10 protein-coding genes, 1 tRNA gene and 1 pseudogene are annotated in these 15295 nt (G+C 72.4%); 6 read left to right on the top strand and 6 right to left on the bottom strand.

Features of this window, described 5'->3' with window-relative positions:
- Positions 1 to 164: 164 nt before the first annotated feature.
- Positions 165 to 1244, bottom strand: coding sequence for a S8 family serine peptidase (locus tag CW359_RS44340; RefSeq protein WP_232838881.1), 1080 nt, complete (start codon positions 1242 to 1244; stop codon positions 165 to 167).
- A gap of 359 nt (positions 1245 to 1603) precedes the next feature.
- On the opposite strand from CW359_RS44340, the pseudogene CW359_RS47780 reads away from it, so the two are divergent.
- Positions 1604 to 2332: pseudogene (locus CW359_RS47780) on the top strand (DUF6426 family protein); the annotation flags it as partial.
- 127 nt (positions 2333 to 2459) lie between these two features.
- Positions 2460 to 3476, top strand: a complete 1017-nt coding sequence (locus tag CW359_RS44335; protein ID WP_105975941.1) for a Fic family protein — start codon at positions 2460 to 2462, stop codon at positions 3474 to 3476.
- A gap of 27 nt (positions 3477 to 3503) precedes the next feature.
- Here CW359_RS44335 and CW359_RS44330 read toward each other — a convergent pair whose 3' ends face one another.
- On the bottom strand, positions 3504 to 6815 hold the full coding sequence (locus CW359_RS44330; RefSeq protein WP_105975940.1) for a right-handed parallel beta-helix repeat-containing protein: 3312 nt from the start codon (positions 6813 to 6815) through the stop codon (positions 3504 to 3506).
- A 170-nt stretch (positions 6816 to 6985) separates the two neighbouring features.
- Positions 6986 to 7070: transfer RNA gene (locus tag CW359_RS44325), tRNA-Leu, on the bottom strand.
- A 190-nt stretch (positions 7071 to 7260) separates the two neighbouring features.
- Here CW359_RS44325 and CW359_RS44320 point away from each other — a divergent pair.
- The 3 genes from CW359_RS44320 (at position 7261) to CW359_RS44310 (ending at position 10623) form a co-directional block, all read left to right on the top strand.
- A complete protein-coding gene (locus tag CW359_RS44320) occupies positions 7261 to 8595 on the top strand; it encodes a M20/M25/M40 family metallo-hydrolase (protein WP_105975939.1) in 1335 nt (444 codons plus the stop codon).
- 153 nt (positions 8596 to 8748) lie between these two features.
- Positions 8749 to 8982 carry a chaplin ChpH gene (chpH, locus tag CW359_RS44315; protein ID WP_105975938.1) on the top strand — a complete coding sequence of 78 codons (234 nt, stop codon included), beginning with the start codon at positions 8749 to 8751 and terminating at the stop codon, positions 8980 to 8982.
- 135 nt (positions 8983 to 9117) lie between these two features.
- Complete coding sequence (locus CW359_RS44310; RefSeq protein WP_105975937.1) at positions 9118 to 10623, top strand: chaplin; 1506 nt, start codon at positions 9118 to 9120, stop codon at positions 10621 to 10623.
- A 101-nt stretch (positions 10624 to 10724) separates the two neighbouring features.
- Here the strand turns inward: CW359_RS44310 and CW359_RS44305 are convergent, their stop codons facing one another.
- A complete protein-coding gene (locus tag CW359_RS44305; protein WP_018549191.1) occupies positions 10725 to 10913 on the bottom strand; it encodes a DUF5703 family protein in 189 nt (62 codons plus the stop codon).
- A 47-nt stretch (positions 10914 to 10960) separates the two neighbouring features.
- On the opposite strand from CW359_RS44305, the gene CW359_RS44300 reads away from it, so the two are divergent.
- A complete protein-coding gene (locus CW359_RS44300) occupies positions 10961 to 11677 on the top strand; it encodes a hypothetical protein (protein WP_105975936.1) in 717 nt (238 codons plus the stop codon).
- A gap of 111 nt (positions 11678 to 11788) precedes the next feature.
- On the opposite strand, the gene CW359_RS44295 is transcribed toward CW359_RS44300, so the two are convergent.
- Both CW359_RS44295 and CW359_RS44290 read right to left on the bottom strand, forming a co-directional pair.
- Positions 11789 to 13966, bottom strand: coding sequence for a helix-hairpin-helix domain-containing protein (locus tag CW359_RS44295; protein ID WP_105975935.1), 2178 nt, complete (start codon positions 13964 to 13966; stop codon positions 11789 to 11791).
- Positions 13963 to 14946 (bottom strand): aldo/keto reductase, encoded by a 984-nt coding sequence (locus CW359_RS44290; RefSeq protein WP_105975934.1) that lies wholly within the window; start codon positions 14944 to 14946, stop codon positions 13963 to 13965. Before CW359_RS44290 ends, CW359_RS44295 begins: the two co-directional genes overlap by 4 nt.
- Positions 14947 to 15295 lie beyond the last annotated feature (349 nt).

Raw genomic sequence — 15295 nt, 5'->3', positions numbered from 1 at the left:
CAAGCCCCGGCCTGCACCACTCAGCCCGTCCGGCGTTTGAGGGCGAGGCCGTCCAGGCCGATCAACCCCCCACCCACCCCCGCCTTACCCACCCACCCCCGGGGGGTCTGGGGGCACCGCCCCCAGGGATGGGACGGGTAGGGGCGGCGGGGGCGAAAACACCCCTACGACGCCCGCCACCCCCGAGCCCGCCCCCGAGGCACCACAACAGCCACCCACACCACCACCAACAACCCAGCCCCACCCCCCACAGCAACAAGCACAGCCCGCCGAGTAGGCCCAGCCCCAGGATCCCCAGGCAACCGCACCACAGCCCCCTCCCCAGCCGCAGCCCGCACCTCCCGCCCCTCCACACCAGGCCCCACAGAGGTAACCGCCGCATACGGATCCACCCGAGGCACCGCATCGGGATAAGCCGTGGACACCAACCGCCCCGCGACCTCCGCCGCGGTCAACCCAGGATGAGCGGCCCGCACCAACGCCGCGGCCCCCGCCACAAACCCCGCAGCGAACGAAGCCCCCGACCCGATGTAATGCCCCCCACCCCGAGGCCCAGGCCCGACCACCCCATCACCGGGCGCGGCCAGATCAGCCTCCCGAGGCACCAACGCGTTGTCGGGCCGCCCCCCACTCGAATCCACGTCGAGCACGGACAACACCCCGTCCTGGGAGGCAGGCCAGTAAGCAAGAGGCTCCGGCGCCTCACCGGAGGAGGAACTGCCACCCCTGGCAGGCGGATCAGGAACCGCAGCGGCAACAACCACCGCATCCTTCGCCACCGCATCCTTCACCGCAGCGGTCAACTCCTCCGACCCCCGCACCAACGCAGGCGACACCTCGATCACCTTCGCCCCGGCCCCAACCGCCGCCCTGATCCCCGCAGTGACACTCCCCGCCGTAGCGACCCCCCGCGCATCGGTCCCCCGCACGGCGACGATACGAGCCTGCTGAGCGACCCCCGCGAACCGAACCCCGTCCGTCGTCGCCGCCGCGATCAGCCCGGCGACGAAACTCCCGTGCCCCACACAGTCCTGCCCCGCGTCCCCGACAGCCGTCACCCGCCCCTTCAACGCGGGCGCCTCCGTCGACACCCCGGTGTCCACGACGGCCACGGTCACCCCGGCCCCGCCCGAGAACTCCCAGGCACGAGGCAGCTGCAGACTCTGCTGCTCCCACGGCACGGCGGTGGCCCGCTCGCCGGAGGCCCCGGTGCAGGCGTCGTCCGCGTCGAGCCGGGACGGCATCACCGGCAGTCGTACCGGCGAACCGTCGGCGGCGGAGGCGACGGGAGCGGCAAGCAGAACGAGCGGAAGAAGAACGGCGAACGTCCGGGCCGGACGAAGACGAGGGCGACGCATGGACCGATCCTAAATGGCGCGGCAGGAGCCCGACCGCAGACGCCCTGCTCCCAACCCACGCATACGGCAACCCAGTTGAAGCGAACGAAACCACTCGCCCATCCAAACCACTCGCCCATCGGAACCACGGGTCTAGGGGTTTCCCCAATGCTGCGCGCACCCCCCGCTCCGCACACTGGGCTGGTTCGGCTCCCTCCCCCCCCCAGAGCACCATCCGATCCGGAGGAAACGTGAAGCTCAGACGCATGGTGTTGGCCGCCGCACTCGGCGCCACCGTCCTCACCACGGTGCCGGCGGTCATCGCCCCGCACACGGCCGTCGCCGACTCCTGTGAGGACAGCAACACCTCCTGCGAGGAAGAACAGGACCCCGGATTCCCGCCCGGTGACCCTGGCGACCCCGGCGACCCGGGCGGCCCCATCGGCGACCCGGGCGGTGGCGGCGACTCCGGTTCGGGCGGCGACGAGCTTTCCGTCCTGCCCCCCGGGGACAACCTCAGCGACCCCACCCCGGCGCCGGCGGACGCCGTCCTGCCCAGGGTCGAGGTCGACGGCACCGCCACCAGGCCCCCGTCGCCGATGGACCCGGTGACACCCCCCTACAGCTGGTCCGACTCGGGCGGCGGCGGTGGCGGCCAGACCGCGATCCCCTACAGCAAGGGCCAGAAGTGGGAGGAGCACACCAAGTGCATCCGTAACAACAACACCATCCAGGTGAAGTTCAACGACACCTACAAGTACGACGTCACCTACCAGACGAGCGCGAACATCTCGGCCAAGGCCGGCGAGATACTCACCGCCACTCTAGGAACCCAGCTCAACACGACCGTCAGCGTGAGCACCTCCGTCGACGTCACCCTTGACCCGGGCCAGAGCTTCACGCTCGGGGTCGAGTACCAGACCACCGTCTACGCGATCACGTCGTTCAGCTACCTCAGCCTCGCGTACACCACCGAGTACGTGAACGTCACCGCCCCCACGGGCCTCGTGCCCCCCCCCCCGGGGGCGGCCCCCCCCCCCCCCCCCCCCCCCCCCCCCCCCCCCCGGGGGGCCCCCCCCCCCCCCCCCCGGCGCCCCACCGCCCGACGCCGAGGTGATCCCCGTGGCGGCCCGCGCGACGGCGCTGGCCGCCCTGGCGACCCTCACCGAGGCCACCCGGCGCCACCTCGGCGACCCCGACCTGTTCCACCGCCCCCGCTACCGCACGAAGCTGCACCGCCACCACCTCGCCCAAGTACCGCTGGACGAGGACCAGTTGACCACCCGGATCGCCGAGGCCGCCGAGCACCGGACCCAGGCGGGCCTACTGGCCGTGCACTCGGTCCGCGCGGAACGCGCCGAACACCCGGACAGCCGCCCCTGCTTCACCCCGGACGCGCTCGCCGAACTGCACGGACTCCTCGTCGCCGCCGACCCCAACATCCCCGGCACCGGCGGCTTCCGGCGCTCCGCCTGCCGCGTCACCTGGCCGGACGGGCGCCGCTTCGTCATGGCCGTCGGCCCCGGCGAGGAACTGCGCGACCACATGCAGCGCTGGTACGAGTGGGGCACCCGGACCACCTCGCCACCCCTGGACGCGGCTGCTCTGAGCATGGTGCGGCTGCTGACGATCCACCCGTTCCCCGACGCCAACGGCCGCATGTCCCGCCTGCTCGCCGAGTGCGACCTGGTGGCCGCCGGCCTCCTGCCGGGACTGCTGCTCGACATCGAGGGCTGGATCGAACACCACCGGATCGCCCACGACGAGGCGGTGGTCGCCGCCGCGGAGGGCCACTGGGAGGTATGGGGCGAGCTGTTCGCCCGCACGGTCACCGACACCGCCCACCACCGGACCGCGACCGTCACGGCGTACGGCGCCCTGATCGACGAGGCGATCGACCGGGTCGGCCGCGACCCGGCCACGACAGCCGTCCTGACCTGCCTCCGCTCCAGCCCGGCGCTCTCCGCGGACTGGCTGCGCCCCCGCATTCCGTACGCCCCGGAACCTGCCCTGGACCGCCTGCTCGCCGCCGACGTCCTCGCCCCGCACCCGCGCCTCCCGGGCGCCCTGATACACCCCCGTGCGCTGACGGTCCTGGACACGCCCTACGGAGCCCAGCCGGACGCCGACGGCCTGTGAAGGCGCCGTACACCCGGGTCGAGCCACTCACCCCACCCGGGGTACGTCCCCCACCACCAGCAACCGCAGATCGTCCAGCCCCGGCGCGGCCATCGCGCTGACCCGCCCGGCCTGCCGCGTCATCATGCCCTCCAGCACCTGCCGAGCCAGCCGCGCATTGCCGAACGAGCGGTCCCTCGGCAGCGAGTCGAAGTACTCCCGCAGCACCGCCCCGGTACCCGGCCCGCACTCGTAACCCGCGCTGTCCGCGTGCATCCGTACGATCGTGACCAGCTCGTCCGACGAGTAGTCCGCGAACTCGACGCGCCGCGAAAAACGGGACGACAGGCCGGGGTTGGAGGCCATGAAGCCCGCCATCTCCCGGGTGTAGCCCGCGACGATCACCACGACCTGCTCCCGGTGGTCCTCCATCAGCTTGAGCAGCGTGTCCACCGCCTCCTGCCCGAAGTCGGAACCGGAACCCGACCCGGCGGGCGTCAGCGTGTACGCCTCGTCGATGAACAGGACGCCTCCCAGGGCCCGTTCGAAGACCTCGCGGGTGAGCTGCGCCGTGTGACCGACGTACCGGCCGACCAGGTCCGCCCGGGACACCTCCACCAGCTGGCCGCGCGGCAACACCCCCAGGGAGACCAGGAGTTCGCCGTAGAGGCGGGCCACCGTCGTCTTGCCGGTGCCGGGCGGGCCGCTGAAGACGAGGTGGTGGCTGATCCGGGGCGCGGGCAGGCCCGCCGCCTCGCGCTGGCGGGCGGTGGAGAGGAGGTTGACGAGGTCGGTGACATCGCGCTTGACGGCCGCCAGGCCCACCATGTCGCCGAGCCGGGACAGCGCGTCGCTCCGCGAGGGCACGCCCCCGTCCTCGCCCGCCGCCGCAGCGGCCTCCGCACCCACGTCCTCCGGCAGCAGCAGCGACAGGTCCCGCTCGCCCACCTCCGCCAGCGTGGCCAGCCGTACGGCCTGCCGGTCGACCATCTCCTCGAAGACCTGCCGGGCCGCGCGGCCGTTGCCGAACGTGGCGTCCTTCGGCATGCGTTCGAAGTGGGTCGCCAGCGCGGCGGCCGTGCCCTCGCCCAGTTCGTACTGGTGCCGGACGCACATGCTCTCCATGATCGCGACCAGCTCGGGCACCGAGTAGTTCTCGAACTCCACGGTCCGCGAGAACCGGGACGCCAGACCCGGGTTGGAGCCCAGGAACGACTGCATCTCGCCCGAGTACCCGGCCGCGACGACGACCACGTCCTCGCGGTGGTCCTCCATGAGCTTCAGCAGCGTGTCGACCGCCTCGCGCCCGAAGTCGGCGCCCGAACTCCCGCTGTCCGCAGTCAGCGTGTACGCCTCGTCGATGAACAGGACACCGCCCAAAGCCCTGTTGAACGCCTCGGTCGCCTTGATCGCCGTACCGCCGATCACCTGGGCGACGAGATCGGCCCGCGAGACCTCGACCAGATGCCCGGAGCGCAGCGCGCCGAGCTGGGCGAGGATGGTGCCGTAGAGCCGGGCCACCGTCGTCTTACCGGTACCGGGCGGGCCCGCGAAGACCAGATGGCGGCTCATCGGCGGGGCGGACATGCCGAGTTGGGCGCGGCGCTGTGCCAACTGGGTGAGGTTGACGAGCGTACGGACCTGCTGCTTGACGTTGGACAGGCCGATCAGCGCCTCCAGTTCGGCCAGCGGACCGGTGTCGCCCGCCGCGCCGCCGCCCGCCGGAGCCGTACCGGCCGGGTCGGTGCCCTCGCTGTCGCCGTAACCCCAGGCGTCCCGCTGGCCGTTGCCGTTGCTGGAGAGCCCCTCGACGGCGAGCCGCTCGCCCCGCTGGGTCTGGATCAGACCGCCGCCCTTGTTGTCCCGCACCACACAGTTGACGACGGACACCGGCGCGGTGCTCTCGACTCGAACCCCGTCCTTCGAACTGCCGCCGATCTCACAGGCGTTGAGGGAGGCCCGGCCTCCCTCGCGCACCAACACGCCGTTCTCCCCGGCGGAGTTCACCTTGACCCGGGTCGCGGTGAGTTCGCCCTCCGCGTCGACGAGGACACCGTCGCCGCCCGGCTCACGGAAGTCGCAGTCACGGGCGGTGGCACTGCCGCCCGCGGCCACCATCAGCCCCACACCGGTCGGGGCCAGGACGTTGGTGCCGCCGAGATACAGGTTCCCGTCGCTCTCGACATGGACGCCCGCACCGCCCGCCCGGTCGATCTCGCTGTCCTCCAGCCGCCCCCGCCCGTCCTTGACGGCCTCCACACCGTGGCCGCCGGAACCGCTGACCCGGGCCCGGCGCAGCATCGGATTGGCGCCGGTGCGTATGCAGATGCCGACCCCGGTGGCGTCCACGACGTCCAGGCGGTCCAGCTCGGCCGTGGACTCCTCCTCAAGGAGCACGCCCGTCGCCGCGCAGTCCCGCACGGTCAGCGAGGTCAGCGTGGGGGAGGCGGCCCCGGCCACGCGCAGCGCCGGTGCCTGGGAGGTGTCCAGCCAGCAGTCCTCGTACGTGCCGCGTGCCCGGTCGGTGATCAGCAGGCCGTTGCCCTCCGTACGGGCGGTACGGCAGCGGCGCAGCAGCGGGTCGCTGCCGTGCGAGACGACGATGCCGGGGCCGGTGGTCGCGGTGACCCGCAGCTCCTCCAGGACCGTGCGCGAGGAGCTGGTCAGATGGACGCCGATGGAGGTGTCGTGCACGACCGTGCGCACCACCTGGGTCGTGCAGTGCTCCTCCAGCGCGATGGACGGCTTGTCGGTCGAGGAGATGTCGCACTCCTCCACCGAACCCTGCGCGTCACCGTTGGCGAGCACGCCGTTGCCCCGGGCGTCCCGGATGGTGCAGCCGCGCACCGTGACCCGGCCGCGCTCGCCGATGACCACCCCGGAGGTGCCCAGGTGCTCGATCGTGCAGGAGTCCACCGAACTCTCCACGGTCGAGGTGACCACCACCCCGGCCCCGGACGGACAGCTCACCCGGCAGTCCCGCATCGCCAGCGAGCCGGTGCCCCGGGCCAGTACGGCCGCCCAGGCGGCGCCGGTGACATCGCAGCCGTCCATCGCGACCTGCCCGCGGGCGGCGTCCACGGCGGGCAGGTCCTCGTCACGGCCGCGCAGCACCAGGTCGGTGAGCATCACCGCGTCCGCCTTCAGCGTGAGCACGCTGCCACGGCGCGGACGTATCTCCACCGTGCCCCGCGACTGCTCGGCCACGATCGTGACCCGGGTGGCGACGACGAGGTTCTCCTCGTAGATCCCGGGACGCACACTGATCACGGCGCCGCCCCGGGCCCTCGCCAGTGCCTCTCCGATCGTCCGAAAGCCCTCGGTGCCCTCCGGGCAGACCGTCAGTACCTGGCGTGACACGCGCCCTCCATCTTTCACGGCGTTCCCTGCCCAGCACGGGCAGCACCATCATGCCGGGACGGGCGGGCATGGTCACGCCACCTCGGGAAGCGGTCCCCGGGCGGCCCGTAAAGTGTCCGAAAACCAGAAAACCCCACGTGAAGTGGGGTTTCGGCGGTTATTGCGATGAGTGTCCGAGGGGGGACTTGAACCCCCACGCCCGATAAAGGGCACTAGCACCTCAAGCTAGCGCGTCTGCCATTCCGCCACCCGGACAAGGTGTCTGTCGCGCGGGGTTCCCCCGTGGCGACGAAGGAAACATTACCAGGCTTTCGGGGGTGGCCGGTCACCCCCTGTCGCCGCGTGAACGGTGTGTGACGGACCCCGGCCGGTCTTGGGACGCGCCGGGTGGGAGGGAGAGTATGGGGGAGCAGGACCACCAGCGGGAACAGCGGGAGGTAGCACCGTGAGCGAGACGGGCAGGACAGACGCGGCCAGGGCGGTCACCGGCGAGGACGAGGTCGTGGACCTCTGTCGCGATCTCATCCGGATCGACACCAGCAACTTCGGCGACCACTCGGGACCCGGCGAACGCAAGGCCGCCGAATACGTCGCCGAGAAGCTCGCCGAGTTCGGCCTGGAGCCGCAGATCTTCGAGTCGCACAAGGGACGCGCCTCCACCGTGGCGCGCATCGAGGGCGAGGACCGGTCCCGGCCGGCGCTGCTCATCCACGGCCACACCGACGTCGTACCGGCCAACGCGGCCGACTGGACCCACGACCCGTTCTCCGGGGAGATCGCCGACGGCTGTGTGTGGGGCCGGGGCGCGGTCGACATGAAGGACATGGACGCGATGACCCTCGCGGTCGTCCGCGACCGGCTGCGCACCGGCCGCAAGCCCCCGCGCGACATCGTCCTCGCCTTCCTCGCCGACGAGGAGGCGGGCGGTACGTGGGGTGCGCGGCACCTCGTCGACAAGCACCCGGATCTCTTCGAGGGCGTCACCGAGGCGATCGGCGAGGTCGGCGGGTTCTCCTTCACCGTCAACGAGAACCTGCGGCTGTATCTGGTGGAGACGGCCCAGAAGGGCATGCACTGGATGAAGCTGACCGTCGACGGCACCGCCGGACACGGTTCGATGATCCACAAGGACAACGCGATCACCGAACTGTCGGAGGCCGTCGGACGTCTCGGCCGGCACAAGTTCCCGGTCCGGGTCACCAAGACGCTCCGCCACTTCCTCGACGAACTCGGCGACGCGCTCGGCACCGAGCTGGACCCCGAGAACATGGATGCGACGCTCGCCAAGCTCGGCGGTATCGCCAAGCTGATCGGCGCCTCGCTGCAGAACACCGCCAACCCGACCCAGCTGGGCGCCGGTTACAAGGTCAACGTCATCCCCGGCCAGGCCACCGCGCACGTCGACGCCCGCTATCTGCCGGGCTACGAGGAGGAGTTCCTCGCCGACCTCGACCGCATCCTCGGCCCGAACGTGAAGCGCGAGGACGTGCACGCCGACAAGGCGCTGGAGACCTCCTTCGACGGCGCCCTGGTCGACGCCATGCAGACCGCGCTGGTCGCCGAGGACCCGATCGCCCGCGCCGTGCCCTACATGCTCTCCGCCGGCACCGACGCCAAGTCCTTCGCGGACCTCGGCATCCGCTGCTTCGGCTTCGCCCCGCTGAAGCTGCCGCCGGAGCTGGACTTCGCCGGCATGTTCCACGGTGTCGACGAGCGGGTGCCGGTCGACGCCCTCAAGTTCGGGGTCCGGGTGCTGGATCGTTTCATCGACGCGTCCTGAACCGCGCCGACCGACGGCTCCGATATTCGTCCGGGTGTGCGCAATTGACTGAGAAGAGTGAAGGCGCTCATCAGGTCGTAGCCCTAATGCCCCCTCCTCGTTACTGGTGATGCGGTCCGCTACTCGGGATCGCATTGCCAACAAGGAGGAATAATGATCAAGAAGATCGTCGCCGCTGCGGCTGCCACTGGTGGTCTGGTTCTCGCGGGTGCGGGCCTGGCTGTCGCCGACGCGGGTGCCCAGGGTGCCGCTGTGGGCTCCCCGGGCGTCCTGTCCGGCAACGTGGTCCAGGTTCCCGTTCACGTCCCGGTGAACGTCTGCGGTAACACGATCTCCGTGATCGGCCTGCTGAACCCCGCCTTCGGCAACACCTGCGTCAACAACTGATGCTGCGCCTCACCTTGTGAGGTTCCGACTCCCAGCGAGTCTGAGCCTGTCGGCCCCGGAACGCCCTGTGCGTTCCGGGGCCGACAGGTCGTTCCGGAAGGTTCACGACACAGCAGTGAAGGCAGGGATGCAGCAATGCGTGAGGTCACGCGCAAGGGCCTGATGACGGTCGCCGCCGCGACAGGCGTGATGGCCGCCGCCGGCGGCGCCCCGGCGCATGCCGACTCGGGTGCCGGCGGCGCCACCGCCAACTCACCCGGAGTGCTGTCCGGCAACACGGTGAGCGCCCCGGTGAGCGTGCCGGTCAACGCCTGCGGCAACACCGTGAGCGGCGTCGGTCTCCTCAACCCGGCGATGGGCAACAAGTGTGCCAACGGCGGCGGTGGAGGCAAGGGCGGCGGCCACGGCTCACCGGGCGGACACGGCGGCCAGGGCAACCACGGAGGTCAGGGCAACCACGGCGGCCAAGGCGGTCATGGCAGCCAGGGTGGGCATGGCGGCAACGGCGGCCACGGCTCGTCCGGCGGGTACGGCGACGACGGAGGGTACGGCGGCCATGGCTCGCCGGGCAGCTACGGCGGCCACGGCGGTTACGGCGGTTACCCGGGCTATGACGGATACGGCGGCTACGGCGGGCACGCCGGCCAGGGCGGGTACGGCGACTCGGGCGCCCCGGGCGGCTTCGGATACCCGGGAACTCCGGGTTACCCGGGCGGTCCGGGCGGCTCCGGCTCCTGGACGGAGTGGAGCGACTGGGAGGGCGCGCACGCCGGCGGTTACGCCACCGACTCCCCGGGCGTCGGCTCCGGCAACCACGTGGAAGCACCGATCAGCGCACCGGTGAACCTCTGCGGCAACACCATCGATGTCGTCGCTCTGCTCAACCCGGCGTTCGGCAACGACTGCGCCAACACCGGGGACGACTCGGGCGGCGGCCACCCGTCACCGCCTCCGGAAACCGGCCCCCCGGCCACACCGCCCGGTTACGGCGAGGAGGCCCCGCCCCCCGGCTACGGCGAGGAGACCCCGCCCCCGGCCGGCCCCGAGCAGCCCGCACAGCCGCCGCACCAGCCGGAGAGCCCCCACCAGCCCGAAACGCCCCAGCAGCCGGGCGGCCCCGAGCAGCCGGGGAACCCCCAGCTCCCGGGCGTACCCGAGCTTCCGGGCATCCCTGAGCTTCCTGGCGGTCCCGCGCACCCGGGGACCCCCGAGCAGCCCGGGAACCCGCACCAGCCCGGCACCCCCGAGCAGCCGGGCGGTCCGCAGACCCCGGGGAGCCCGCAGACTCCCGGCAACCCCCAGCAGCCCACCACTCCCCACCAGCCCACCACCCCGGAGCAGCCGGTCACCCCGCATTACCCGGCGACTCCGCAGCACCCGGGCACTCCGGCGCAGCCGTCCGGCCCGTCCCGGCCGGGATCGCCGCTCACACCGCCCAGCTCGCCGAACGGTGTGACGCCTCCGGGCGGCTCCTCCTACGTCGACCAGGGCGGTGCGCAGACCGTTCCGCAGCCCCGGGCCGCCGCCCCGCAGCTCGCGCAGACCGGCGGTGACCTGCCGCTGGGCGTCGTCCTGCCGGTGGGCGCGGGCATGCTGCTCGCGGGCACCGTCCTCTACCGCAAGGCACGCCCCTCGGCGTAGCCCCGACAGACATGAGCGAACCGCCGCCCGGTCACCCGGCGGCGTACCGAACGGAGCGGGCCCCGCAGACGCGGGGCCCGCTCCGTTTCACCCGGGCCCGCTCACCACGTGGCTCGCACCTGGCGGATGATGCGCCGGCGCAACCGCACCCTGCGGCTGCCGTCGCGCAGCAGGCTCAGTCGGTCCAACTCCCAGTGTCCGTACTCGGCATGGTCCGTCAGCAGGCGTGTGGCTTCCTTGCGGGTGACCCCGCGCGGTACGTACACGTCGACAAATTCGTATTCCGGCATCGCATCTATTGTGCGGGCAGAGGCCCGGTACGGATAGCGTCTGCACTATGTCTGATGCTGCGCAGCCCACCGCTGCCGAGGTACGCGCCGCCGCCGAGGCGGTCAAGACCGCGCTCGACCGCCACCTGGCGGCGGTCGAACACCGGTCGGGGGAGGACGACCCCGATGTCTACGAGGCGTTCAACCAGCTGGCCGCTGCCGCCGAGGTCTACGACGAGCTGCTCTACGACCGCTACGACGAGGTCACCCCCTTCGAGATCCCCGGATCCGACGACGCCCTGCCGCCGTACACGGGCCCCGAGGAGCCGAACGCCGTGAGCGTGCTGATCCGCCGCGACTACGCGGTGGTGGAGCCGCAGCGGCTGCTGGCACAGGCACAGCGCGTGGAGGCCGTGGACGACGACGGCACGGGCGCCGAGGCCTCCGACACGGTGCACGGGGCGCTGGGCATTCTGTTCGGCGAGTTCGAGCCGGACGAGATCGCCTCCCGGCACAAGGAGTTCGGCCTGGAGGAGGCCGACTCCACGCTGTGGGTGACGGCCGCGGACGAACCGGCCGACCCCGGCGAGTGGCTGGAGGCCCCCTTCGACCAGGTCGACGCGGAACGGGTGGTCTGCCGCTTCGACGTCAGCGCGGTCTTCGACGACGAGGTGGACGACGTCATCGACGAGGACGACCTGCTGGAGGACGAACTGGACACCGACCTCGTGGCAGTGGGCCTGGACGAGGACGAGGACCTGGAACCACTGGACGCCGACCGCTAACGGTCGGCGATCGGGATGTCGTGAGGCCGCGGCGGTCACGGGAGGCAGAACCTCCGGTGACCGCCGCAGTCGTCTGTTCCCCTGCTCCCCTGTTCCCCCTGTGCGGCTCGCTCAGGCGGTCGGCGGGACCTGGGCTCTGAGCAGGCCCGGCAGCCGTGTCGTACGGGCCTTGGCCGGGACCTCCGCGACCGCGCGGGGCAGTGCCTGGTCCACACCGTGGACCACGGAGAGGTGTCGCTCGGCGCGGCCGAAGGCCGTGTAGACCCAGGGCCGGCTCAGCGACTGGGCCGCGTCGCCGGGCAGCACCACGACGGCCGCCGGCCAGTGCAGCCCGACCGCCTGGTGCGCGGTCAGCGCCCACCCGTGCCGCACGCTCTGCTCGACCCGCTCCTTCGGTACGACCACGGGGGCGCCGGCGCACTCCAGGTGCAGCCCCTCCGCGTCGGCCTTGACGACCTGCCCGGGCACCGTCCGCCCCGGGGCGGGGGAGTACGCGATCCGGTCGCCCGGGTCGAAGCCGCCGAAGCGGCCGGGACCGGGGTTCAGCCGTTCCTTGAGGGCGGAGTTGAGCGCACGCGTGCCGGCCGCGCCGCCGTGTCCCGGCGTGATCACCTGGGTCTGCTCGGCCGGTACGCCCAGCGCCCTGGGCACCGAGTCCGCGACGAGCTGCACGGTCCGGTGCACCGCCTCGCCCGCGTCCCGCACGGGGACGATCACGACCTCCTTGCCGGGCGCCTCGACCTGGGTCAGCTCGCCGACGGAGACACCCGAGACGAGTTCGCCGATCGGCCCTGGGTCGGGCGTACGGGAGACGATGTGCGGGCACGCGCGTGCGGCGAGCAGATCGGCGAAGACCCGCCCGGGACCGGCCGACCACAGCACCGCCGGGTCACCGCTCAGCAGCAGCCGGGCCCCGTCGGGCAGCGACTCCACGACCATCGCCGCGCTCTCCACATCGAGCTGCGGCGCGTCCAGCACGACCAGCAGATCGACCTCGAACGCCCCGTCGGAGTCCCGCCCGGGCCCTTCGCCCCCGGCGAGCAGCCCGGCGACGGTGACGGCCTCCGATCGATCCTCTTGTTCCTCGGCGGAGTCGAGCAGCGCCGCGAAACGGCGGCGGCCGTCGGGGGTGTGGGCCGCCGCGCAGACCCGCAGGCCCAGGGAACGGGCCGCGGTGACGAGGGCGGCCGGTTCGGCGCGGGCCGCGTCACCGCCGGTGTGCAGCACTAGCCCGTGCCCGCCGACGGCCCGGACCAGCTCGGCGGCCGAACCGGACCCCGCGGCCCCGGCGGCCGACTCCCACTCTTCCGAGGCCTCCTTGGGCAGCGAGTTGACGATCCGGGCCAGCCCGTCGGCGAGACTCTCCTCGGCCAGCGAGTACCGCTCCAGCCCGATGAGCACCCGAACGGGCCGCTCCTCGTCCTCCTCGCTGTCCTCGTCCGTGACGCGCGGTACGGCCTCCTCGACCGAGTCCTGGAACTCCAGGGCCTCGCCCTCCGCGACGGCGCTCTGCACGGCGGTGTCCGGGTCGGGCACGCTGCGCTGGGCGAGGGCGGCGCTGAGGGCGGCGGCGTCCAGGACGGTGTGTCCGGCCAGCGCTGCCTGCTCCAGCAGCCACACCGTCATGGCCCGGCCCCGGCGCTCGTCGTCCGGCCCGCACTCGGCACCGAGCAGCGCCCGCGCGAACCCGTCGGCCTGCTCGGGCCGCACTCCGGAGACCCGGAGCAACTGCCAGGGATCGGCGCGCAGTTGCTCACCGGCTCCGTCCCCCAGCACGGATACGACCTGGGACGCGAGCGAGTCCGGGGCACCCCCTTCAATGAGGACACCCCGGACGGCGTCGACGGCTTCGGGCGCGGGGACGGCGGCCGAGGCGACTACCGGGGACGTCGCTACAGGCACGGGCGAGGCGGGAGCGGCTGCCACTGCGGCAGGGGCCCGGTGAGGGGCGGGCTTGGCCTCGACGGGCGCACGGAAGACGACGGCCGACGCGGGCTTCTCCCCGCTCTCCACGGCGCGTACGGCGGCCAGCAGATCGGCGGCGGTACCGCTGAGCTTGGTGCCGGCGGCGATGGGCCCCTGCTTCTCGGCCTTGCGCCGCTCGATCCGCTCCCGCAACTCCCGCTGCGCGGCCAGCTCGGCTTCGGCCTCGGAGGGCTGAGCGGCCTCGACGGTCCCGGTGGCCTCCGCCGACGAATCCGGCGCGGCCTCCTCAGCCGCCTCGGTGGCCTCGGTGGCGTCCGGGGCCCCCGGCTCGGCTTCCTCCGTGGTGTCGGGCTCCGTGGTCACAGCGTGCTCCAGTCGTGATCGGGATAGCGGTGCACGGGCGCTGACACATCGTCGAGCGCCCGGCAGATCTCGTCAGGAAGACTAAGGGCCTCCACTGACAATGCGGCCGTGAGCTGCTGCGCGTTGCGCGCGCCGATGACGGGGGCGGCCACGCCGGGCCGGTCGCGGATCCAGGCGAGCGCGACCTGCAAGGGCGTGACGGCGAGTCCGTCGGCCGCCGTCCGCACCGCGTCGACGATGCGGCCGGCGGTGTCGTCGAGGTACGGCGCGACGAAGGGCGCCAGGTGCTCCGAGGCGCCCCGGGAGTCCGCGGGGGTGGAGTTGCGGTACTTGCCGGTGAGGACACCGCGGCCGAGGGGCGAGGAGGGCAGGAGGCCGATGCCGAGGTCGAGTGCGGCGGGCAGCACCTCGCGCTCGACGCCGCGCTGGAGGAGGGAGTACTCCAGCTGGGTGCTGGACAGACGGGTACGTATGCCCGGTGCCGCGAGCTGCCAGGTGGCCGCCTTGGCGAGCTGCCAGCCGCAGAAGTTGGAGACACCGGCGTAGCGGGCGCGTCCGCTGCTGACGGCGAGGTCGAGGGCCTGGAGGGTCTCTTCGAGGGGGGTGTCGGGGTCGTAGGCGTGGATGTGCCAGACGTCGACGTAGTCCGTGCCGAGGCGGGCGAGGGAGGCGTCCAGGGCGGCGAGGAGGTGGCCGCGGGAGCCGTCGACGGGGCGGTCGGGGTCGGGGACGCTGCCGGCCTTGGTCGAGATGACCAGGTCCCGGCGCGGCACGAGCCCCTCCATGAGCTGTCCGAGCAGATACTCGGCCTCTCCGTCGCCGTACACGTCCGCGGTGTCGACGAGGGTCCCGCCCGCTTCCCAGAACGCTTTCAACAGGTCCGCGGCGTCATGCTCGTCGGTACCCCGACCCCAGGTCAGGGTCCCGAGCCCGATCCGGGACACACGCAGGCCGGTACGGCCGAGATGCCTCTGCTCCATGAACGCCGAGATTACTGGCCAGACCTGGCGCAGTGGGTTGCCTGTGGACAACGGTTTCCCTCGCCCCCGCCGCCCCTACCCGTCCCATCCTTCTGGGGGCTGTGCCCCCAGACCCCCGCCAATCGCGCTGAACGCGCTCGTCCTCAAACGCCGGACGGGCTGGGGGTGCCGGCCGGCGCTTGGCTTTCAGCCCGTCCGGCGTTTGAGGACGAGGCCGTCAAGGCCGATCCACCCCCCACCGGCCCCCGCTTAACCCACCCACCCCAGGCCCGTCCCACCCTCCAGCCCGTCCGGCGATTGAGGACAAAGCGGGGGTCCGGGGGCGGCAGCCCCCAGGGATGGGACGGGG

The organism is Streptomyces geranii (genome assembly GCF_002954775.1).
Classification (GTDB): domain Bacteria; phylum Actinomycetota; class Actinomycetes; order Streptomycetales; family Streptomycetaceae; genus Streptomyces; species Streptomyces geranii.
This window is presented reverse-complemented; position numbering and strand designations above follow the sequence as displayed.

Bases quoted from the DNA above. Each gene is read 5' to 3' on its own strand.
- CW359_RS44340 (WP_232838881.1), bottom strand. From the start codon at position 1,244: ATGCCGTCCCGGCTCGACGCGGACGACGCCTGCACCGGGGCCTCCGGC.
- chpH (WP_105975938.1), top strand. From the start codon at position 8,749: ATGATCAAGAAGATCGTCGCCGCTGCGGCTGCCACTGGTGGTCTGGTT.
- CW359_RS44310 (WP_105975937.1), top strand. From the start codon at position 9,118: ATGCGTGAGGTCACGCGCAAGGGCCTGATGACGGTCGCCGCCGCGACA.
- CW359_RS44305 (WP_018549191.1), bottom strand. From the start codon at position 10,913: ATGCCGGAATACGAATTTGTCGACGTGTACGTACCGCGCGGGGTCACC.
- CW359_RS44300 (WP_105975936.1), top strand. From the start codon at position 10,961: ATGTCTGATGCTGCGCAGCCCACCGCTGCCGAGGTACGCGCCGCCGCC.
- CW359_RS44290 (WP_105975934.1), bottom strand. From the start codon at position 14,946: ATGGAGCAGAGGCATCTCGGCCGTACCGGCCTGCGTGTGTCCCGGATC.